The organism is Candidatus Uabimicrobium helgolandensis (assembly GCF_041508025.1).
Lineage (GTDB): Bacteria > Planctomycetota > Uabimicrobiia > Uabimicrobiales > Uabimicrobiaceae > Uabimicrobium > Uabimicrobium helgolandensis.
The window spans coordinates 3,075,441-3,096,655 of record NZ_CP165719.1; the positions used below are offsets into that span (position 1 = coordinate 3,075,441).

Sequence of the window (21,215 nt, forward strand, 5' to 3'; positions counted from 1 at the left end):
ACAAAGCTTTTAATAGCATTTGAATTCCTTAAGTCAGCAGTAGTTAAGCGACGGATAACTTGATAAAACAAGAGGAGAAATGAATGAAATACTACATAATTGTCTATGTTTGCTTTGCAATGTGTGTTGCACAAGCAAATATGAATAAAATCATAGGGCAAAAAGAATGCAAGGTCTGTCATAAAAAAGAATATACTGTTTGGGAAAGAACTCTACATAAACAAACATATGATTCTTTACATGTTAACTCTGCAACAGCTAAGATAATGAAGCGCCTTAAATTAGGTGACAGTCCTAAAAAACAAGAAAGTTGTCGTCGCTGTCACTACACAGCAAAACCTCGAGGATCTTTTATACGAACAATTGGAGCTGTGGCTTGCGAAAGATGTCATGGAGCAGCAAAAGATTGGGTAATGGTTCACAATGTGACCCATATTGAAAAACAAAAACGTAGAGAAATGTCTGCTAAGGCTGGCATGTTCCACCCTGGTGATGTTTATGGTATTGCAAATAACTGTTATAGTTGTCATATTATAGACGATGAACAACTTGTTGATCGCGGTCGTCACCCACTAGGTAAAGAAGATTTCAAATTTGTTGTGGACACACAAGGCAAGATGCGCCATAACTTTACATCAGGAAAAGGCACAAATATTGCTGCGCCGATCGAACGCAAGCGATTGTTTTATATTGTAGGACAAAGTTTAGGTTTACAATATCTTCTACGTGCTTTAGGTAACGCTAAACAACAACGTAATTATTTTCTACTAACTCGTAAACGTTTAAAAAGTGCCGTTGATGAGATGGTTGCCATACATAAAGTTGTTAACAAAAAAGAAACTGGGTACATTCTAAAAGTTCTTGCAGAAGTAAAAGCAGTGGCAAATAATAAGAAACAACTACATAAAGCTGCGCAGCTTATTGACAAAGCAACGAAGACGCTTATTAAGAATTACAAGATCGAGAAAATTACGTCTTTAGATGCGCTATTACCAAAGAGATAAAATGGATATAGCAATATTAAAAGCAGAAATAACTCATGAACCTGTCAGAGAAAAAGTATGTGATGTCACTGATTTATATAAAACGTTTTTCTCTGGACACACAACTACGTTTTTTGATGTTTGCCAAGGAGTGTATCCTCAAAAAAAACATGATTTATATGTTTTGACAGGTAGCGCTGCTAGTGCCTATGATAATACTCCGTGGGTAAAGACATTACAAAAATTTGTTGTAGATAATAGCAAGGAACGATTTCTGGGGATTTGTTTTGGGCACCAGCTAATTGCAGAAGCACTTGGGGGAAAAGTTGCCAAAGTGTTGTGGAATTTAGGTGCTCGCGAAGTGACGATACAACAGCATGAAAAATGGATGGTAACAAAGCCTGAAAAACTATATGCGATTTTTAACCATAAAGATCAAGTAGTTACGCTTCCTAATAATGCAAAGTTACTTGCTGGAAATGATATTGTACCGATACAAATGTATTGTATTGAGAAGCGTATTTTATGTATGCAGTGTCACCCAGAATATATACCGTCGTATCAAAAAGTACTTATGAATCATATTAAAAATGTAATCGGTGATGTTACCGTTATAGAAGAAGCGATGCGTAGTTACCAAGAAAACAAATCTATTTTTTCGATGAAATTGTGGATTGAACGCTTTTTCAACATGCAATAAAAAAATCCCCCAATATGGGGGATTTCTTTATACGTAGTGACCTATTAGTAAAGCTTTTGCCTCGGCGTGGTATGCTCCCTGAGGCATCCATTCAAAATAATTCTTTACATAATCTTCGTCTTGTGTTGTTTTGTAAATTTCGCAAAACGCCTGCCAAATGTAGTCATCGGTGGTATCTTCATCAGCTCCGTTTTTTAGTGCTTGGATGTGATAATTGATAGAGCTTTTGTAATTACCCATCGAATATTCAGCAGCGGCCATTTCAGAAAGAAATATAGTTTTAGCATCAGAACTACGTTTCATAAGTTCTTTGTAAATTGCAATTCCTTTTTTACCATCACCATTAAGAATATATAAAGAAGCTATTTTAGCTGCTTTGTTAGTGCTATTTGAATTTACTACGTTTTCGTAATCAAAAATATCTTTCTCGGTCGTATTTGTGGTAACATGCATAGATATCGTATTTTTAGTCAGGCTGTATATTAAACAGCTACTTGATATTGCTAAAACAACGACTTTAGCTACAACTGCGTTTAACATGTAATTGTGGCTTAAAGAAATACATACAAATCCTAGTATGGCGAGAAACAAAGAAAAAATCTTGCGTTTCATAAAACACCTCCATAAACAAGAAAGAACAGATTATTTTTATAAACCTATGATATAAAAATAATAAAGAACAAACACCCAAAGCCTCCAGGCCTTTCTTTAAAGCGATCTCGGAGACTCGTCAATTCGTGTCCCTTATAATAAAGGCCAATAAACAAGGTGCTGCCTTGTGGGCTTTAAAAAAATTGGTTGGACGTAGATTTTGCATCTTATCGATACATTTTAAAAGGAAATTTCATATGTTTGACTTTATGGTTTTTGATCTTCTAGCGCGTTTCAAATTTTTAGATCAAGTTACTGATATCTCTTTACTACTTGTTTTTGCAACTTTATATTCTTTAGGATACTTTTTTACTTTTGTTAAACTAGGTTATGGAAGGTCGGCATTTGCTCTTTTATTTCCTATTATTAACTTAGTGATTATTTTTGATTTCATTGAAATACGCAAGTGGCTCATTTTTCCTTGGGTTTTTTTAACATACGGCTTATTTATTCACAGTTTAGAGCAACCCCTTATTAAGGATGTACTCCTCGTATTGTTTTGGATTGTAAACACATACATTTCAGTTCTCTTGTCATTACGAGTTGCACAATCTTTTTCAAAAGGAAAAATCTTTGCAGCATTTTTGTTTTTCTTTGGATCAATCGGTTACATTATTCTTGCTTTTTTCAAAGTCCCAGGAATCAAGAAGGGTGTCGTTGGTAAAAGACGTAATGCTGTTCCTGGAGCAACATTTAATGGGTAGGAGAATTACATGAAGAGAATTTTATTTGTTTGCCTGGGGAATATTTGTCGTTCTCCTACAGCAGAAGGTATCATGGTGAAGATGATCGAACAAAAAAATTTAAGCGATAAATACCAATGTGATTCTGCTGGTACTTCAGGTTATCATATAGGTGAAAAAGCTGATCAAAGAATGATTTCTCATGCCAAAAAACGCAATTACGATTTGACAAGTCTTAGTCGACAGTTTGATCGCAAGAATGACTTTGAATTATTTGATTACATCATAACAATGGATCAGCACAATTACGAAAATGTTTGCGATTATGACTTTGGCAATAAATATCAACACAAAATATATCCAATGGTAAAATTTTGTAGTAAACACAAGGTCGACAAAGTCCCTGATCCTTACTATGGCGGTGCACAAGGATTTGAAAATGTTATGGATATTCTTGAAGACGCTTGCCGTGGTTTATTAGAATATGTAGAGAGTAACTGAGTTGTTAACCAAAACGATGATCTCTGAGGTTGAAAATTTTGCAAAAAGCAATAAAGTGAAAATCACGCGTTTAAATGGTGGTTGTATTGCTTCTAGCTATCGTTTGGATTTAGAAAATAAACAAACTATTTTTATTAAAACCCACAGTACCCAAGATTTTAACAAAGAAGCCAACGGACTTCGAGAGCTGAAAAAAGCTAATTCAATCGCTGTTCCTGACATTTTAATCTGCCGCAAAAACTTTTTGGCACTAGAATGGATCGAAAGCGGTCGAAAGCCAAAAAACTTCTTTAAACACTTTGCTGAAGAACTTGCACAGTTGCATCGTTATACTTCGGATAATTTTGGTTTTTACGAAGACAATTATATAGGAAGCATGACACAAGAAAATATATATGACACTAAAAATTGGCAGGATTTTTATTATCATAAACGTTTGCTATTTCAAATAAAAATAGCGGAAAAAAATGGTTATGCCACAAGAGAATTTAGCAAAGCATTTTTGTCTGTTGAAAAAAAATTAGTTACTCTTATGGAAGGAAGTGAAAATATTCCTTCGTTGTTACATGGAGATCTGTGGAGTGGTAACTATATGATTGGAAATAAAGGACAGGCTGTTATCATTGATCCAGCAGTTTACTATGGGAACCGAGAAGCTGACTTAGCAATGACCATGTTGTTTGGCGGTTTCCCTATGCTCTTTTATGAAGAATACAACAAGGCTTTCCCTTTGGCAAATGGCTATGAGAAGAGGATAGACCTTTACAAATTGTATCACATTCTCAATCATATGAATTTATTTGGTATTTCCTACCGCTCGCAAGCGATAACAATGATGAACAATTTAGGGCATGAATAAACTTGGACATGCTCAAATATTCAGGCGTATCGCCATTTATCTTTCTTCTAGTTGGCATCTTTTAGAGATTAACTTCACTACTTTTCTTTTACACAGCACAATTTTGTGCTTTTAAAGTACCTTGCTACTTTCTAAAATAACTCAAATTATATAAAAACCTAAATGTTGACACCTACAAAAAGAAAGTTAAAAATGTTGAAACACACAATTATCATTGCTTTTATGTTTTTTGTATCATGCAATTCAGAGAAAGCTAACCCTATAAACAATTCAAGTTTAGCCTATTCGCAAGCGAAAAAGTCATCCAAAGAAACATATAGTGAACTAATTAAAATATTAAAGTCAAAAAAACCAATTGGTATTATTGCAGAGGTAAACCACAGCGAAAATGCTCAAAAAGCAAACATCGATTTAGATTATACCCGCGTTGTTTTATTTGGAAATCCTAAATTAGGAACTCCTATTATGCAGAAAAATTTACAGGCGGGCCTTGATCTTCCTCAAAAGATGCTTGTCTTTTCGCGTTCACAACAAGCTACTGTTGTTTATAATTCTACTGATTATATTGTAAAAAGACATGGAGTTAGTGGTGTAGAGTCTCTTTCTAAAATGTCTAAAGCTTTAGAAGCTATCGCAACAAAAATTACCGGAAAAAAACCTCAGCTACGCAGTGGTCAAATTAAAATTAATGAAGGAATTATCACAAAGCACAGTAAAAACAACGTAGATACTACCTACAACAAAATAAAAACGATTATTGAGAATAATCCAGCTTTGGGTGTGATGGCAGAATTAGACCACCAAGCTAACGCTGCGCGAGTAAATTTGCAACTTCCACCATGTAGGCTAATTGTCTTTGGAAATCCCAAACTAGGAACACCTTTAATGTTGGAAGGACAAACAATTGCAATTGATCTACCACAAAAAATGCTGGTATATGAAAACAAAGAAGGAAAAGTGGTGATTGCTTACAACAGTCCATCTTATCTTGCTCTTCGACATGGTATTGTTAATAACGATATCATAAAAAAAATAACGAAAGCTCTTGATACAATTTCTAATAAAGCCTGTGAGTAAATAACGGAGAAAATAATGCTACATAGTTGTCTTTTTTTTACATGTCTTATTATCATAGGCAGTCAAGTTAGCATTGATGTTCCTCTGAGCCCTGTACCAATAGTATTGGCCAATTTTTTTACGCTCCTTGCCGGATTAACTCTTGGTAAAAAATGGGGAAGTTTAAGCGTTGGCTTATACCTTTTGTGTGGCGCTACTGGTCTTCCAGTTTTTGCAAAAGGTACAGGCGGACTCCAAACGTTATTTGGACCAACAGGAGGATATTTATTTGCATATCTCGTATCTACATTTTTTGTAGGAATGATATCTGAGCGCGGCAAACATAGATGGCAAAGAGATTTATTCGCACTTACTACTGGAGTATTTATTCTATTTTTTATTGGATTGCCTTGGCTCAAAATATCATCTGAATTAAGCTGGGAAAATACGATAAAGTTTGGCTTTACTCCTTATCTTTTAGGTGCTGTAATAAAAGTTCTCTTTGCATTTTTCATCGCGCAATTGTGGTTTTATAGAAGTAAACTCAAGCAGAAAAACCTCCCTACAGATCAAAGTAAATAATTTATTTTGATTCTTTGTAGGATTTATATCTTTTCAGACAGTATACTGACATTATTAAGTAATAGACAACTGCAACAGGAAACAGAAAAAAGTAGAATACCCAACCTACTTGCGCGTATGCTTTGTCAAAAATAATAGCGACCATTGGTGAAACTAGTATGATGCACGTGGGGGCAAAAATAATTAAAAAATAGTGCCTAGCTTTTTGATAAAGTTTTTTGAGTAAGAAAGGCATTACTGGCAATAAAGACAAAAAACCAACAACTACTATTACAACTATAGTTGCGATATGAAAACCACCTTTGATAAATGTTTCCATCTCAACACTCCTTAGGATTATTTTATGAAATATTTATTTTTTTTAATTGTTTTTTATCCGTTATTGTACTCTCAAACTTTGGATAAAACACTGCAGCAAATACAAAAAAAACATGATGTTGTTGGAATGTCAATTGTTATTTCTCATAAAGAGAAAGTTATTTTTGAGGGATAGGACAAAGGGATGTGGAGCGAAAATTAGCTGTAAATAGCGACACTCATTTTAGAATTGCCATTGTTATGCCCTAAAGGTCAACACTTTTCACCGAAGCTATTTGATGATAAAAATCCGCCAGGTATTATTTTTATAGCAAACGGTGGCAAAAAATGGCAATCGGGAAAGTACAGTGCTTGGTATGCATGATGGAAAATAAGTTACTAAATTTTAATAGGTATTTTCAATGCGCATAATAAGTGACCAAACAAATCTGTTATTAGCGAGGGATTGATTGTGGAACAGAAAAAAAACAATGGCATTTCGTGGGGACTAGTGTTTGTTATTCTAGCTCTAATTGCTTTATCTTTCTGGCAAAGAGAACAAAGCAAAAAAGAAATGAATTTACGCATTTTACAAGAAGTAGTCTATACTCTTGTGCGCGAAAAAATTTATATAGCAGCTTGGAACTACATTCATGCTTATCCTATAACAAATCAACAATATACACAAAACTTAAAAACATATATACAACAACAAGCTGAACAAGAAAAAGATCGCGTATGGTTGCTACTTGAAAAAAATTGGCAAATTGAAAAACAACGCGACAATAATATTGCTGCAGCCAAAAAAGCGCAACAGCATCAACTACTCACAAATATTAAATTTTTTCAAAATAAAATAAATAGTCTACCTGTTTTGTTGCCACCAAAAACAGTTTCCAAAGAAATAAAACAAACCCCCAAAGAAATAAAACAAGATATTCCTAAAGAAATAAAACAAGATATTCCCAAAGAAGTAATAAAAAAAGTTCTATCAAAAAATGAACAATTGCTTCAGGATTGGCAAGATTTACTCGCCAAAGAAAAGCCAGAAATTCGCGGTACTTTGAAAGAACTAGAAAAGTATTTGAGAAACAAAAGAATGTCTCTACGAATAAAACAAAAACAATTTGACATTTTTTCATTGCGTTCAAAAGCAATGGTTCCGATGTTTCTTTCTTTGATGCAAAGTAATTACCGCCACGATTATTTTTCTCTAAAAAAAGCAGGGAAAGTGATCACTATTTTAACAGGAAAAAAAATAGAGTTTTCAAATATAAAAAGAATTCAAAAACTTGATGATCTAATAAATTGGTGGTTAAAAGACAAACAAAAAATAACAACGGACTATAAGTCTTTTGATCGCGACATGAAAGATAATTGTGTTCTTGCTATCATCGATGTGACTACAACAAACAACGGTTACTATTCGTCTTTTTATACAAAAAATACCAAATTTCGTGGTTTAAAATCTATATTTGACATGCTGAACAAAAACTCATCTTACCGTCCTTTTGTGGATGTAAAGTGTATACCTGAAATGATACCTCAGTTTCTAGAACATACTAGCAGTCAAAAGTGGTGGGGACTTGTCCATATATTTCACAATCTACACAAACAAGGAAACTTTAAAAATATAAAAGATATTGCCAACGACGAAAAACAAAATTCCATGGCTCGATTTATTTGTTTGTTAGCTTTGCGAAAAAATGGCGAAAATTTTTCTTCGGAGAAGCTATTTTCTATATTAGAAAAAGAAAAACAACCGATAAACAAAATATTTATGATCATGACGCTCAGGAACAGTAATAATCTTAAAAAAGTATTACCTAGATTGTTAAGAAAACTAGAACAAATAGACTATCGAGTCAGGCAAGCTATTTGTTATTCACTCGAAGAATATATACCAACATCAGAACAACGATTTGTGTTTACTCCGTACCTTCCTATACTAGAAAAAATGCTGATATATTCTTTAAACGATAATGGATGCTTACGTGTATTGGCAAATATATCAAGCCAACCATCTATTGAGATAATTGTTTCTTACATCGAAAAAGTATATAGAAATTCTAAGCAAAAACATATTCTTAGCCAAGGTTTGAAATATTTAAAGCAGGCAACTTCCGCTAATTGGAGCGTTGGCAAATACTACGAGCCTAACTACCAAATTGCCCAGCAAGTTATTCAAAAATGGCGCAGATCAGAACAAAAAATAGAGACAATAGATTTAAGACAAAATAAAGTATCTTGGCTGAAAGATTTACCTCAAGGCACTACTTTTACCTTTGACAAAACTAAAGAAGTTCATCAAATAAAAGAAGCATTAAGTAAAGCGCAACCTGGAGATACTATAGAGCTTTCTTCTGGATCGTATTTTGGTAGTTTTCATGTTCCTGCAGGAGTTAGGATTGTCGGAAAATCACCTACAGAAACAAAAATTGAAGGAACTATTGCCCTTTCATCAAAATCAAGTATTGAAAATATTTGCATTCAAAGTTCCAATGTTCCTATTAAAGTAGAGAATGCAAACGGCACTTTAATCCGAAATTGTTGGATTAAAGGGATTTCTGGTCGCTCTGGAATGAGTAAAACAGCGGCCATAGAAATTCAACGCTCTTCTGATGTCGTTCTACTACAAAATGTTATTTATGATATTGGAGTCGACAGTTCTTCCGATGTCTATGCTATAGATATGGTAGAAAGTAGCGGCTTGATTGCAAACAATATTATTGGTCGTATTATCTCTAAAAAGCTTTCAGCTTATGCTGTGTGTGTTAAGAGATGTAAATCTATACAGATATATAACAATACTCTTAGCCATGTTAAAAGCACTTTAAATACAAGCTATGGTATTTATATTGATCATGAAAGTTCTGCTCTTGTTGAAAATAACATTGTTAATGCCATTTATGGTAAAGAGAGCTACGGTATTGTAAATCAAAGTATCACTACTAAATTACAATACAATGTTGTTTCTGAAGCACAGCTTGCTTTTGTCGGAGAGTCTCATAGTAACTATCAACAAAATCCTTTTTTTAAAAATGATCGCAGCGGCAATTTTACTTTGCAACCTCAGTCATCTTGTATTGGAATTGCAAATATGGATTCAGTACCAAAGATAGAAAACATTGTTATTGATAAAAAAGATTTTGCGAATCAACTAGGTGCTTTTGGTGGGTACACTATTTTTGATTCGAAGCATAATAGTCATTTACAAAAATTTAAACCGCAAAAAAGTAATATAAATAATTCTCATAAAAGCATATGGTATGGTTATTCAGGAAGAAATCTGAAAAAGAATTTGCATAATCTGCGCGATCCTTTAAAAAAGATGCGCGCCAAAATGGAAATCAAGCGTCATAAACAAACAATAATAGAAGTTCTACAAATGATTGTAGATCGCCGTGGCCCTGCTGAATTCAGAGGACTTGAGAAACAAGTAGAACAAATCCTTAACGAAATGAAACAGGAAATGCAAATAGGTTCTTGGTCTTTTGGCAAACACTAGTTTGTAGTATTCATTCGTAACTACGACTAAGATGTATTTAAAATTGTGGTTTCCGCTCTAAATACGCTTAATTTAGAGGAAAGTTAATGAACATCTCTTCAAAAAAAATAAAATGCTGTAAAACAATTATAAAAGTAAATAACAAAGCAACTGTTAGATGCAAGTTGTGTGGGGGAACAATCCAAATTTATCGAAAATTGAGACATAAAGAAAAAGATTTAAAGCTAGTGCTTGTTAATCGAAATATATGTTGGAACAGTTATATCGCACTAGATAAAGAAAATACCCCAAAAACTCTTTATCGAGAAACAAATCATAAATATTTATTAAGAATCAATAAACATCTTCATAAATTAGAACATCCTGGTATTCCCAAAGTTTATAAAGCTACAAGAACAGATTTATTAAGAGATTATGTACAAGGAAGAAATCTATATCACTATATAAATAAAATACCAATAAAAGGTACATTAAGCTTGATCTACAACTTGATTGATATTTTAGAATATACACAAACATACGGAATTACTCATGAGAATGTTAGGCCAGCAAAAATATTAATCGACAGAAATAATCAAGTTAAATTAATAGGTTTAGGTATAAACACGCATTGTATTGGTAATTCTCATTATTATAAGCTCACAGAAGATTATTCTTATATGTCCCCAAGTTATATGACAGACGGAACAGCCGATTTTTTAGATAACATTTATAACTTAGGTATGATCATGTATCACTCGCTAACAAAAAAAGCTCCGTTTCCACGCGTTCCATTTATAGATTTACTATATCTTTACCCAAAGGGACACAAAAATATACGAATTGTGGCTCCCAAACTACCAGAAGAATTGATAGTTATAGTAGAAAAAGCTACTGCTAAAAAACGTGAAGACAGATACTCAAGTTATTCTAATTTTAAACGAGATATTAAAAATATTTGGAAGTCCTATAAATAAATACGCAAATGTATCTGTGGAGAATACAAAGAACAAAGGCTTTGTAAAGCCTCTGTTTTTTGTTTTACTATAAATTTCACCAATTACAAAGTAGGAATATCGCCATCGTGAACACATTTACCAGTAGCAAAAGTTTGCACAATAAATACGATGAGCGAAATAACTCCCCAGCTAAGACCAACGACAACTCCCCAATCAATAATCCCCCTCCACGGCTGCGGAACATACTTTAACAAAATAATAAGTACGACTATAAACGAAGTAAGCGAAATTGTAATAATTTTAGTTTTTCGCGACGCGTGGAAGTATCCCATACAAAAAAATGGTGCAAATAAAAACAATTCCCAACTAGCATGCTTTGATAGATAGTGAACGCGGGCTGTTACACGCGGCGAAAAGCTTTTTTGAAATCCCCTGTATCCTTCACTATGGGCCATAAATATTACATTTATAACAAGTACTAAGTAATGGTACCAGTGTAGCGAATGGTCAAAAATATCCCATGCAATAGGTGTTAATCTATAAAGAGCGGTAGCTAGCAAAGTAAAAACTCCAAAAGCTCCCCAAAATGCTGCTAAATATCTCATGTGTTACTCCTGAAGTGGCTAATCGAATTTGCATAGTATTCTAATAGCGCAATTTCATTTTCATTTATAAAGTACTTGTCATTTTTCAATAAAATTAGTTGACGCATAAATAACATCTCAATTGCATGGTCAATCGTTCTTTCTTTCGGCCTTTCATCATTTTTGATAGGGGCTCCGTTATTTTGTAATTCTTTGATAAGAGAATCAACTTTAATTTTAATATCAAAAGAACTTAGGCCGTTTTTATTATCTAGTAATATATTGGCTATTAAAGGAATAGGAAGTATGGGAATAACTTTAGAAATAGATTCCATTAAGTACTCTGTAAGTTTACTAATTTCCTGAAAACGCTGTTCGCGTGGTAATTCATTAAAAAAGACTTCCTGTTCTGTACAGTATTCCTTCAAAGACATGGGATTACCAAAATTAACTCCTGCGTATCCAAAACGTCGCCAACGTTCTTTAGTAGAACGCAGTAACGAATTTTTAAAAAGAAAATGGATAGTTGTTGATATTATAAACCATGGGCTGCGATTTGGCGCTTTGGGATCTAATTTACGAAGCAAAGATCTATCTTCTATTGTTCTGTCGAAATTGATTCCAACAGGCACAAAAACAATATCTCTTTTGGTTTTTATGTCGTAACTACGTAACATATAATCAATAAATCCTAGTTTTGCAGGGCGTATTTTTCCATCTTTAGTAAGTCCTCCCTCTGGAAAAACAGCCTGGCAAACGCCTTGCTCGGTAGCCATATGAACATAGCGCTCTAAGACCTTACGATACAAAGTGTTTTTCGATCCGCGATGGACAAAAAAAGCGCCCATTGATTGAATTAGCGATTTTAACGGCCAAAATTTAGCCCATTCTCCTACAGCGTAAGAAATAGTAGTGCTTTGTGAGGCTAAGTATGAAACAAGTATATAGTCCATATTACTTCGATGGTTTAAAACAAATACTATTGTGGCATCAGGATCTACATTCATTAATTTTTTGGCATCTAAAACGCGCCCGCGAACTCTATATAAATGCCATGACATTTTTTTCGCAAACCAGTAGCTACAACGCTGATAAATGTATGCATTAAAAGAGGGAACTGTTTCCCACACATACTTTTTCGCTAACTTAAGCGATTTCTGTTGTGAGATATCGTTGTCTTCTGCATGCTGCTTGATCGCTTGAGCAACCTGAGGATCGTGTAGCAAGCGATCTGCAATTACTTGTTTTTTTGTCAACTGAAAAGGACGTATAGAAATACGTAAATGATTGCTGATTTCAGCTAAGGCTTTGTTTGTTCTACGCCGCAAATACCAACGAAACGTTGGCAGAAAAACCCATTCAATAAATGCAACACCACTCACCATAACCAAAACAACAAAAGTCCATAATGGAATGACTATTTCTTGTGATAACATAAATTATTTCCAATAATTTTATATACTAAATAAAGATTGTGATCGAATTTAGAGCCTGTTACAAAATTAATTGAGGGCGAAAAACTTGAAAAGTTTTAGCTTCTAATAAGGCATTTTTTTAGCGTAAAATAGTAATTTTATAATAAAAAAACAACGAAATTAGAAGTTAAGCAAGTCGCAAAAAGTTTTTAAGAGCACGCAGTTTGCCTTTGAGTCCCATAGCGGCGTTGAGCCTTCGCCTACATAGCTACAGTTATGTGCCTCTCAGGCTACCCTTGCTCTGACACTCAAATTCTACGCTGACTTGAAACGTGCTCAAAAACTTTTTGCGACTCACTTAAAAGGAACTATTTTGCACCTTAAAATAATTTTATAACAGACTCTTAGTTCTTGGATTGATCCAAGAACTAAATTCTCAACGATCACTTGTGTGTTTATTATTCACTATAGAATTTTTTATTGCCTTTTGCATATTCTTGTAAAATAGGTGCAGGAGTAAAACGAACACCATGTTTATTCTGTAGTGACTCTAGAGTTGCTACAATTTTATCTGCACCTACTGTGTCAACATAACGAAATGGACCACCTCTAAATGGTGGAAATCCCAATCCCAAAATAGCCCCTAAATCTCCATCTCGCGGTGATTTCAAAATACCATCTTGCAAACAAACAGCGGCTTCATTTACCATCATAAGTGCAATGCGAGATTGCATCTCTTCTCTATCAAAATCTTTGCGAGATTTCTCACCAAAAAATTGATATATATCGCTGTTAATTTTTTTATTTTTGCCTTTTTTGCCAGAGTATAAATAAAACCCTTTTTTGTTTTTGCGCCCTTTGAACCCTGCTTTAGTAATTTTATGTGCCACATTACTCCCAGTAACACCTCGTTTGCTAAATAGTTCATTCATTACATCTGTCACATGTGCTGCAACATCAAGACCAACTTCGTCGAGTAAGGTAATTGGTCCAACAGGATATCCAAACAATTTCATATTGCGATCTATGTCTTCAATTTTAGCCCCTTCTTCTAGAAGACAAATAGCTTCATTCATAAGAGGAGCTAGTATGCGTGTCGTATAAAAGCCTGGTCCATCGCCAACAACAATTACGGTTTTACCTTGACGTACGCCTAAATCGTAAGCGGTTGCTGTTACCCAATCGGCTGTCTTATCTGTAGTAATAATTTCTAAAAGCGGCATTTTAGGTACAGGGGAAAAGTAGTGCATGCCGATAACTCGTTCGGGATGTTTAGCTTCGGCAGCGATATCTGTAATCGGTAGGGAAGAAGTATTACTCGCAAAAATACAGTCTTCACGTACTACGGCTTCTGTTTCCGCAAGAACTTTTCTTTTTAAATCAAGGTCTTCAAAAACCGCCTCGATAACAAGGTCTGTATTACGTAAAGATTCGTACTCTTCTGTAGGAAACACTTTGCTTACAATGGTATCCTTTTCGAAAGGAGTATAAATGCGTTTTTTACACTTGATACTAATATCTTTGTATACGGATTTAAAACCATTATTTGCTGCCTCTAGCGAGATATCTTTGAGTATTGCACGAATACCTTTTGTTGCCGAAATATTAGCGATACCAGCGCCCATAAGACCAGCACCTAGTATTCCAATGTTTTCACTCTTTTTAACATGCTCTTGCAGCGGATTTTTTTTACTAGCGTTCATTGCAAAAAACAAATTCACTAGTTGTTTACTTTCTGGACTAACTACAAGCGCACCAAATTTCTGTGATTCTATCTCTAAACCCTTGTTGATACTTGTGCGCATTCCTTGCTTGACGCAATCTAGAATCTTTAAAGGTGCTGGGTAATTTCCATAAGTTTGTCCCATTACTTGTTTTTTAGCTGTTCGGTAAATAATACTTCTTGTAAGCGGGGTGCTTTCTAGAGCTTTCTCAACAAAAGACATGCGATTTTTGCGTTTATAAGGCTTATTCACAAGTCTTTTGGCTGTGTTTTTTGCCGCTTGTAGCAAACCGTGAGGATGAATAATTTCGTCGGCTAGACCAATCTTTTTAGCCTTGTATGGATAAACACTTCTCCCTGTTAACATAAGGCCTAATGCTTTTTGTATACCAATTAATCTTGGTAATCGTTGAGTTCCTCCACCTCCAGGAAGAAGACCCAATTTCACTTCTGGAAGCGCTAATACAGTTTTAGGATGATCTGTAACAATGCGATAATGACAAGCAAGAGCAACTTCGAGTCCACCTCCCATTGTCGTACCGTTAATAGCTGCGACAAAAGGCTTCGGAAATTTGCTTACACGAGTAAGAAGATCATTGCCATCTTTGCTAGCTTTTTGCGCATCTTCCTTCTTGTCAAACGTTTGCAATACATCCAGATCTGCACCAACAATGAAGTTATCTTCTTTTTTACTAATAAGAACAACGGCCTCGACCTCCGTGTCGTTCTCTAATTCATCTAGTAATTTAGAAAAAACATCCAAAGTTTTTACTGAAAGAGTATTTACTTTTTCTCCCGAGCGATCTAGCCATAAAATAGCAACTCCATCGTCTTTTTGTAAAATAACATCTTTGCTTTCTTTGTCGCTCATTGTTTTATCCTCTGCAGTTTTCGATAATCATTGCGTGTCCTAGTGCTCCTGCTGCACAGCTAGCGATAAGAGCAAACTTTTTATTTTCGTGTATAAGCCTATTCGCAGCGCAAGTTACAAGTCTTGATCCTGTAGCTCCAAAAGGGTGCCCTATTGAAAGAGATCCGCCCCAAGTATTTATTTTCTCCATCGGAATTTCGCCTACTTTTTTTGATAATCCTAAATTGTCTTTTGCAAAAGAATCACTATTCAAACATTTTAGTGCGGCAAGAACTTGTCCCGCAAATGCTTCATGAATTTCGAAAACATCAATGTCATCGATAGTGAGGTTTGCTTGTTTTAATACTTTCGGAATCGCATAAGCAGGACCTAGTAATAATTCATCTTCAGGATTTTGGGCTGTATAGGTATAGCTTTTAATAATCGCTTTAGGCTCATATCCAAGAGCACGTGCTTTTTGTTCATCCATCAATAAAACAAAAGCAGCACCATCAGTAAGAAAAGATGCGTTACCTGCAGTAATTGTACCATGAGGTTTAACAAATGCTGGACGTAATTTTTGTAGTTTTTCTGCGGAACTATCCTTGCGAAAACCGTTGTCTGTAGAAATAAGTTTAAATTTTGGTTCTATCGATATAGGCGTGATTTCCTGTGCTAGAAATCCTTTTTCTGTAGCTTCCGCTGCGAGAAGGTGAGAGCGGACAGCAAACTCATCTTGCTCTTTACGCGTAACCCCTATACGCGATGCAGTACGCTCGCAATCTTGTCCCATTGTTCGATTTGTTGCAAATTCTGCAACACGCGGTATTTCAGGTAACCAGTCTTTTAAATTCAAAAAAGTAAGAAATTGCCACGGCTTTTTAAACTTTTGTGCTGCCATAAGTTTACGTCTGAATTTTTTCTTATAACGTATTGGAGCGTCCGATAAACTTTCTGTTCCACCAGCAATAACCACATCTTTTTGCCCACTAGCGATTAAATCTACGCCACTGGTAATCGCTTGATTTGCAGAAATGCACGCCATTGTTACAGTAAAAGCGGGGATATTATGTGCTAAGCCTGCACCAAGAAGGGCATCTCGTGCGACATTGCTTGTTGTAAAATTAGACAGTACAGTACCAGCAATAACTTGCTCCAAATCTTGGGGTGACAGTTGCGTTTTGTCTAGCAAACCTTTTAATGCTAACCTTGCCAAGTCGTAAGAGCGCAAATTTTTATAAGAGGTATTTGCTTTCAAAAATGGTATTCTAGAACCGTCGATGAGCACTACTTTCCTTTCGCTCATATTTATGTAGCCTTTCCTTAAAATGTAGCTAAAAATTTGGAAACTACATGATCTATAGTAAGCCTTAAAAAAAGCTTGCATTCATATGAACAAATAACTATCATGTAGTATGGTAAAACATCTATTGTACCGACAATTGTTTTATCCTAATAAAACTATGCCGCACAAGCAAACGCGATACAACAAATCACTATTTGTGGTGTGATAGTTGTGTATTGAAATTGTTGTGTAGTTCCAGGAAGCATAATCTGAAGAATTATTTGGTGTGACTATATTTTTTATAGGTATGTGGCGAAAAATACTTTACCGTTTTACAATTTATTCATCAGCGCTATTTTTCATTTATAGAACTATAGCTACACGTGTTCGAAATGTATTACTGATGAATATTCTATGTAAAAATTTGGAAATTATTTTCCACCATATCCCTAAGTCAAAACTTGGGAATTTAAATAATGCATGAAGCAGACCAACTAAAGGATTATATATCCTCTGAAGCCTTGAAGGAATGTTTAGAAATACAACGCACAAGTTCCAATAATCGCTCATTGTTTATTATAGCGATTGAACAAGGATATATCAACGACAAAACTCTTGCAAAAATAGTAAAAAATATCTCTCCCAAGGGGCCTGAAAAAGAAGATCGTACACCACCCAAAAAGAAGTTTGGCGAATATTGTGTGGAAAAGGGTTTTGCTAGCCAAGCACAAGTTGATGAGTGCATAACTATTCAAACAAAATTAAAAAAAGAAGGTAAGCACTTTCGCATCGGACAGATTCTTATAGAAAAAAAATATGTGGCTTTTCGCCAAGCACAGTACATTCTTGAAATGCAGGGCAAAAAGATAATGCGCTGCGAATCATGTGACACGAAATTTAACATTCGCAATTTTAAAAGCAATAAAAAATACAAATGTCCTAAATGCAGCGATATACTTAGCGCATCTATCAATTCTGTATCTGTGGGTGTCAATAAGAGTATTGTCAATAAAGAAACAGTTGAAATAGACGATGAAGCTGTTTCGTTATCTGGTCGTAAAATTGGTGATTATGAAATCACTGAACTATTGGGTGAAGGAGGAATGGCTGATGTTTACAAAGTAATTAGCCCTTTTCGCCGTAAACCTAGAGGTTTAAAAATAATGAAAGCTTCTGCGGGAATGGAACGTTTTACCCGCGAATTTGAAAGCGCTCATGCACTAAGACATCCTCATATTGTTCGCGTATATGAAACTGGAAACCTAGACAATCGTCCCTATTTCTTCATGGAATTTTTAGACGGTGGGTCTTTAGATAAAAGAATCGAAAAGATGGGTGTTATTCCACTTCTCGAAGGACTGACAATTCTCAAACAAGTCACAATGGGGCTTAAGTATGCTCATGAAAATAAAATAGTCCATCGCGATATCAAACCAAATAATATTCTTTTAACAAGAGGAAGCCGCCGCGAACTAATAGCCAAAATCACTGACTTTGGAATTGCGCGCGCCGTAAACGACAGTCACATAACCGTTACTGGGCAACTTGTCGGAACTTTTAAATATATGGCTCCCGAATACATAAAAGGGGCTGGGGTTGATGGTAATAATGACATTTTTAGTTTAGGTATTACTGCCTTTGAAATGTTTACAGGGAAAGAACCTTTTAATGTTGACGAACCCATTGGCTATTTATTTGTCAATATCAAAGAAAACGTAGCTCCTATACACCAAGAAAACCCTGATTTGCCAAAAGAGCTGACTCAAATTGTAAATAAAATGGTCGCGAAAGATCCTCGCAATCGCTATAGTTCAGGAGAATTGCTTCGAGATTTGGATCGTTTATGTCGTTATTTACAAAATGGTGAAAAGTTGCAACAATCAGAAGACAAAAGTTCTGTTTTTTATGAAAATAAAAAAATATTCGCCATTAAAAATATTTGGGATAAAATTTCTCAAAAAATTTCAGGCACAGAAACAGAAGCAGTTACTGAAACTCCTAAAGAAAAAGAAGAAGAAATTGATTACGAAAACTTAAGTCAAACAGTAGAGGTCGATAGCGAAGAACGAGCAAAAGAAATGTATCAGTGGGGACTTACGCGTATTCAAAAAGGTGACTATGAAGAAGCGATGAAAACGTTTTATAATATAATTAAAAGTTACCCTAAAAGCTCTCCTGCTGAAAGTGCGCGAAAAAAAATAAAAGCCATTCGTAGTCGAAAAAAAAAAGAGCAGCTAAGTAAGGCACAAAAAAAAAAATAGCAACAGTTAAATTTCCTCAATCGGAAAAAAAAGCGCCGCAACCAGTGCAATCAAATATTCATCCCACAACGCCTGTTATTGCTCCTGATTCTAACCAAGCAAAAAAAATATCTGACTTGCAGGAAACAAGAAGGATCATACTGAGCGAACTTCCTATCAAAGATACTACACAAGATATAAAAGAAACGCAGGAATTTCTAGTTGCCATCAAGAACTTTATTGACACAGTACGTACTTTGGAAGAGTATGAAAAAAAGCAACGGTGGTGTAACGAAATTTTTAATAAAATAACGGATTACACTTGGAAACAAGCAAAAACTGAAGTTTCGGAGATTCTCTATAAGTGGGGTCGTTTTTTACTTGATAACGGTAAATATGTTGAAGGGTTAGAAAAATTCTGGAAAATCTACGAAAAATTTCCCGACAGTAAATGGTACAGAACTGTATTTGAAGAATTAATCGCTCGAGAACAACCAAAAAATATGGTATTTATTAATGATAAAAATATAGATGCTTATTTTATCGACATTTATCCGGTCACCAATTTAGAATATCTTGAGTTTCTCAAAGACATGAACTATCCAGTTCCTCATCACTGGAAAGGTAATATGTATCAGGTAGGAACAGCCAACCACCCCGTTTGTTGGGTATCAATGGAAGACGCAGAGCGTTATGCTTCTTGGTGCAGCAAACGACTTCCAAGTGTTGAAGAATGGGAAAAAGCTGCTATGGGCCCAAGTAACGCAACTTGGCCATGGGGAGACAAATACGAATTGAAGAAATGTAACTGTTTGGATAGCGGTGGTAAGGGAACTTCAGTTGTAGGAAATTATCGTGAGGGAAAATCTCATTATGGTTGCCACGATATGGCAGGAAATGTTTGGGAATGGACAGGCAGCTGGTATAGCGGTGATCACACATATAAAATACTCAAAGGAGGATCGTGGTACACTTGTAAAGAATATACAGAAAATGTGTATCGCTATTTTGATGTACCATCGGTAGCTAGCGGTTTATATGGATTTCGTTGCGCTAAAAGTTTTGCGTAATTAACAAAAGTAGTGCCACTCTTTCAAGAGTACTTGTTTAGGATTTTGATTTATGCAAGATTTACCTTTTTTAACATGCGATTTACCTGGTATCGGCGGCAATATAAAGCAATATCCTGAAGATTTTATGGTAGAGGAAAGACTTCTTTTTCCTCTCAGTGGTAATGGCGAGCATCTATATGTTCTTGTTGAAAAAAAAAACATAACAACAACGGAAGTTGTACGCATTCTATGCCAAAAACTTTCTATACAAAAGCGTGCCGTAGGATATGCAGGGCAAAAAGATGCACGTGCAATAACTAAACAACATTTTTCTTTACATGGCGTATCAGAACAGCAACTCAAAAATCTACAAGGTCTGGATTCTTGTAAATTTCTCTCGTCAAAACGACATGATAAAAAGTTAAAATTAGGCCAAATAAGTGGCAATTTTTTTTCAATAGTTATTCGTAATTCGAAAAAAGACATAACTCTTGTCCGTAAAATATTATCTCATTTACAAACGGTAGGTGTCCCTAATTATTTTGGCGCACAAAGATTTGGCAGCACGTATAACACTCACTTACTAGGTAAATATTTATTGCTTAATAATCACAATCTTTTTGCCGAAGCTCTTTTTCAGCCACATCACAATGATCGATCTAGAGTAGCCACAGCAAAAAAATATTTTTCGATTAAGGAATATAAAGAGGCATACAAAACAATGCCTGGAACATTCGAAGCAGAAAAAGTAGTATTAAGTAATCTCGCAAGAGGAAAAGAAATAGAATATTCTGTAAAAAGAATACCTAAAAAAATAAAATACTTCTATATTTGTGCTTATCAGTCTTACTTATTTAATCTGTCTTTGGCTCAAAGACTACCGACACTAGACATATTATGGGACGGAGACCTAGCAGTGCTACATCCATCGCGATCCGTTTTTTTAGTTGACAATAGTGTCAAAGAACAACCTAGATGTACGAAAAATAATATTTCTCCCTCAGGTCCAGTTTTCGGTTACAAAATGACATGCCCTAGAGGGAAACAATTACAAATTGAAAAAAATATTGCCACCCAAGAGAATCTTGATATAGAATTATTCCGCGACTATAAAGCAAAAGGAGAACGACGATCTTATCGCTTTTTTCTCCAAGAAACAGATGTAAGCGAGAACGAACAAGGAATTTTGGTGCACTTTTTTCTTAATAAAGGATGTTATGCTACCACAGTTCTACGAGAAATAATGAAAAGCGACAACAAAGTTTCGTAGCATGTTATAAACAAAATCACCCCTTAAATTTCGCTTGA

Annotated in this window: 19 protein-coding genes; 13 read left to right on the top strand and 6 right to left on the bottom strand. The window is 34.9% G+C overall.

Annotated elements, in window-relative coordinates; translation table 11 throughout:
* The first annotated feature begins 83 nt into the window (after positions 1-83).
* Both UABHE_RS11165 and UABHE_RS11170 read left to right on the top strand, forming a co-directional pair.
* On the top strand, positions 84-1,004 hold the full coding sequence (locus tag UABHE_RS11165; protein ID WP_372370358.1) for a multiheme c-type cytochrome: 921 nt from the start codon (positions 84-86) through the stop codon (positions 1,002-1,004).
* A gap of 1 nt (position 1,005) precedes the next feature.
* Positions 1,006-1,683: a type 1 glutamine amidotransferase gene (locus UABHE_RS11170; protein WP_372370359.1), complete on the top strand. Its 678-nt coding sequence runs from the start codon at positions 1,006-1,008 to the stop codon at positions 1,681-1,683.
* A 27-nt stretch (positions 1,684-1,710) separates the two neighbouring features.
* Here the strand turns inward: UABHE_RS11170 and UABHE_RS11175 are convergent, their stop codons facing one another.
* Positions 1,711-2,295: a hypothetical protein gene (locus UABHE_RS11175; RefSeq protein WP_372370360.1), complete on the bottom strand. Its 585-nt coding sequence runs from the start codon at positions 2,293-2,295 to the stop codon at positions 1,711-1,713.
* A 236-nt stretch (positions 2,296-2,531) separates the two neighbouring features.
* Between UABHE_RS11175 and UABHE_RS11180 the strand changes: the two genes are divergently transcribed.
* The 5 genes from UABHE_RS11180 (at position 2,532) to UABHE_RS11200 (ending at position 6,015) form a co-directional block, all read left to right on the top strand.
* Positions 2,532-3,038, top strand: coding sequence for a hypothetical protein (locus UABHE_RS11180; protein WP_372370362.1), 507 nt, complete (start codon positions 2,532-2,534; stop codon positions 3,036-3,038).
* 9 nt (positions 3,039-3,047) lie between these two features.
* The gene (locus tag UABHE_RS11185) at positions 3,048-3,518 is read left to right on the top strand and encodes a low molecular weight protein-tyrosine-phosphatase (protein ID WP_372370363.1); all 471 of its coding nucleotides are present in this window, start codon (positions 3,048-3,050) and stop codon (positions 3,516-3,518) included.
* Positions 3,519-3,573: 55 nt separating this feature from the next.
* Entirely contained in the window at positions 3,574-4,377 is an 804-nt protein-coding gene (locus UABHE_RS11190) for a fructosamine kinase family protein (protein ID WP_372370364.1), read from the top strand.
* A 192-nt stretch (positions 4,378-4,569) separates the two neighbouring features.
* Positions 4,570-5,454 (top strand): DUF302 domain-containing protein, encoded by an 885-nt coding sequence (locus UABHE_RS11195; protein WP_372370365.1) that lies wholly within the window; start codon positions 4,570-4,572, stop codon positions 5,452-5,454.
* Between the two features lie 15 nt (positions 5,455-5,469).
* Complete coding sequence (locus UABHE_RS11200) at positions 5,470-6,015, top strand: biotin transporter BioY (RefSeq protein ID WP_372370366.1); 546 nt, start codon at positions 5,470-5,472, stop codon at positions 6,013-6,015.
* Position 6,016: 1 nt separating this feature from the next.
* Here UABHE_RS11200 and UABHE_RS11205 read toward each other — a convergent pair whose 3' ends face one another.
* Positions 6,017-6,334, bottom strand: coding sequence for a hypothetical protein (locus tag UABHE_RS11205; RefSeq protein WP_372370367.1), 318 nt, complete (start codon positions 6,332-6,334; stop codon positions 6,017-6,019).
* 24 nt (positions 6,335-6,358) lie between these two features.
* Between UABHE_RS11205 and UABHE_RS11210 the strand changes: the two genes are divergently transcribed.
* The 3 genes from UABHE_RS11210 to UABHE_RS11220 all read left to right on the top strand — a co-directional run bounded on the left by UABHE_RS11210 (position 6,359) and on the right by UABHE_RS11220 (position 10,776).
* Positions 6,359-6,508, top strand: coding sequence for a hypothetical protein (locus UABHE_RS11210; protein WP_372370368.1), 150 nt, complete (start codon positions 6,359-6,361; stop codon positions 6,506-6,508).
* Positions 6,509-6,784: 276 nt separating this feature from the next.
* Positions 6,785-9,820, top strand: coding sequence for a nitrous oxide reductase family maturation protein NosD (locus tag UABHE_RS11215; protein ID WP_372370369.1), 3,036 nt, complete (start codon positions 6,785-6,787; stop codon positions 9,818-9,820).
* Positions 9,821-9,906: 86 nt separating this feature from the next.
* A complete protein-coding gene (locus UABHE_RS11220; protein WP_372370370.1) occupies positions 9,907-10,776 on the top strand; it encodes a serine/threonine protein kinase in 870 nt (289 codons plus the stop codon).
* A gap of 83 nt (positions 10,777-10,859) precedes the next feature.
* On the opposite strand, the gene UABHE_RS11225 is transcribed toward UABHE_RS11220, so the two are convergent.
* The 4 genes from UABHE_RS11225 to UABHE_RS11240 all read right to left on the bottom strand — a co-directional run bounded on the left by UABHE_RS11225 (position 10,860) and on the right by UABHE_RS11240 (position 16,636).
* Positions 10,860-11,363, bottom strand: coding sequence for a hypothetical protein (locus tag UABHE_RS11225; RefSeq protein ID WP_372370371.1), 504 nt, complete (start codon positions 11,361-11,363; stop codon positions 10,860-10,862).
* Complete coding sequence (locus UABHE_RS11230; RefSeq protein WP_372370372.1) at positions 11,360-12,778, bottom strand: 1-acyl-sn-glycerol-3-phosphate acyltransferase; 1,419 nt, start codon at positions 12,776-12,778, stop codon at positions 11,360-11,362. The genes UABHE_RS11225 and UABHE_RS11230 overlap by 4 nt, the downstream gene beginning before the upstream one ends.
* A 437-nt stretch (positions 12,779-13,215) precedes the next feature.
* Entirely contained in the window at positions 13,216-15,351 is a 2,136-nt protein-coding gene (locus UABHE_RS11235; RefSeq protein ID WP_372370373.1) for a 3-hydroxyacyl-CoA dehydrogenase NAD-binding domain-containing protein, read from the bottom strand.
* A 4-nt stretch (positions 15,352-15,355) separates the two neighbouring features.
* Positions 15,356-16,636 carry a thiolase family protein gene (locus tag UABHE_RS11240; RefSeq protein WP_372370374.1) on the bottom strand — a complete coding sequence of 427 codons (1,281 nt, stop codon included), beginning with the start codon at positions 16,634-16,636 and terminating at the stop codon, positions 15,356-15,358.
* Between the two features lie 455 nt (positions 16,637-17,091).
* On the opposite strand from UABHE_RS11240, the gene UABHE_RS11245 reads away from it, so the two are divergent.
* Genes UABHE_RS11245 through truD form a run of 3 tightly spaced genes read left to right on the top strand, consistent with a single transcriptional unit; the run spans position 17,092 to position 21,177 of the window.
* Positions 17,092-18,876 (top strand): protein kinase, encoded by a 1,785-nt coding sequence (locus UABHE_RS11245; protein WP_372370375.1) that lies wholly within the window; start codon positions 17,092-17,094, stop codon positions 18,874-18,876.
* Between the two features lie 44 nt (positions 18,877-18,920).
* Complete coding sequence (locus UABHE_RS11250; protein ID WP_372370377.1) at positions 18,921-19,925, top strand: formylglycine-generating enzyme family protein; 1,005 nt, start codon at positions 18,921-18,923, stop codon at positions 19,923-19,925.
* Positions 19,926-19,977: 52 nt separating this feature from the next.
* Positions 19,978-21,177: a tRNA pseudouridine(13) synthase TruD gene (truD, locus tag UABHE_RS11255; protein ID WP_372370378.1), complete on the top strand. Its 1,200-nt coding sequence runs from the start codon at positions 19,978-19,980 to the stop codon at positions 21,175-21,177.
* The last annotated feature ends 38 nt before the right edge of the window (positions 21,178-21,215 follow it).

Bases quoted from the DNA above. Each gene is read 5' to 3' on its own strand.
- truD (WP_372370378.1), top strand. From the start codon at position 19,978: ATGCAAGATTTACCTTTTTTAACATGCGATTTACCTGGTATCGGCGGC.
- UABHE_RS11185 (WP_372370363.1), top strand. From the start codon at position 3,048: ATGAAGAGAATTTTATTTGTTTGCCTGGGGAATATTTGTCGTTCTCCT.
- UABHE_RS11205 (WP_372370367.1), bottom strand. From the start codon at position 6,334: ATGGAAACATTTATCAAAGGTGGTTTTCATATCGCAACTATAGTTGTA.
- UABHE_RS11220 (WP_372370370.1), top strand. From the start codon at position 9,907: ATGAACATCTCTTCAAAAAAAATAAAATGCTGTAAAACAATTATAAAA.
- UABHE_RS11200 (WP_372370366.1), top strand. From the start codon at position 5,470: ATGCTACATAGTTGTCTTTTTTTTACATGTCTTATTATCATAGGCAGT.
- UABHE_RS11165 (WP_372370358.1), top strand. From the start codon at position 84: ATGAAATACTACATAATTGTCTATGTTTGCTTTGCAATGTGTGTTGCA.
- UABHE_RS11225 (WP_372370371.1), bottom strand. From the start codon at position 11,363: ATGAGATATTTAGCAGCATTTTGGGGAGCTTTTGGAGTTTTTACTTTG.
- UABHE_RS11240 (WP_372370374.1), bottom strand. From the start codon at position 16,636: ATGAGCGAAAGGAAAGTAGTGCTCATCGACGGTTCTAGAATACCATTT.
- UABHE_RS11195 (WP_372370365.1), top strand. From the start codon at position 4,570: ATGTTGAAACACACAATTATCATTGCTTTTATGTTTTTTGTATCATGC.
- UABHE_RS11210 (WP_372370368.1), top strand. From the start codon at position 6,359: ATGAAATATTTATTTTTTTTAATTGTTTTTTATCCGTTATTGTACTCT.
- UABHE_RS11175 (WP_372370360.1), bottom strand. From the start codon at position 2,295: ATGAAACGCAAGATTTTTTCTTTGTTTCTCGCCATACTAGGATTTGTA.
- UABHE_RS11230 (WP_372370372.1), bottom strand. From the start codon at position 12,778: ATGTTATCACAAGAAATAGTCATTCCATTATGGACTTTTGTTGTTTTG.
- UABHE_RS11180 (WP_372370362.1), top strand. From the start codon at position 2,532: ATGTTTGACTTTATGGTTTTTGATCTTCTAGCGCGTTTCAAATTTTTA.
- UABHE_RS11245 (WP_372370375.1), top strand. From the start codon at position 17,092: ATGCATGAAGCAGACCAACTAAAGGATTATATATCCTCTGAAGCCTTG.
- UABHE_RS11170 (WP_372370359.1), top strand. From the start codon at position 1,006: ATGGATATAGCAATATTAAAAGCAGAAATAACTCATGAACCTGTCAGA.
- UABHE_RS11235 (WP_372370373.1), bottom strand. From the start codon at position 15,351: ATGAGCGACAAAGAAAGCAAAGATGTTATTTTACAAAAAGACGATGGA.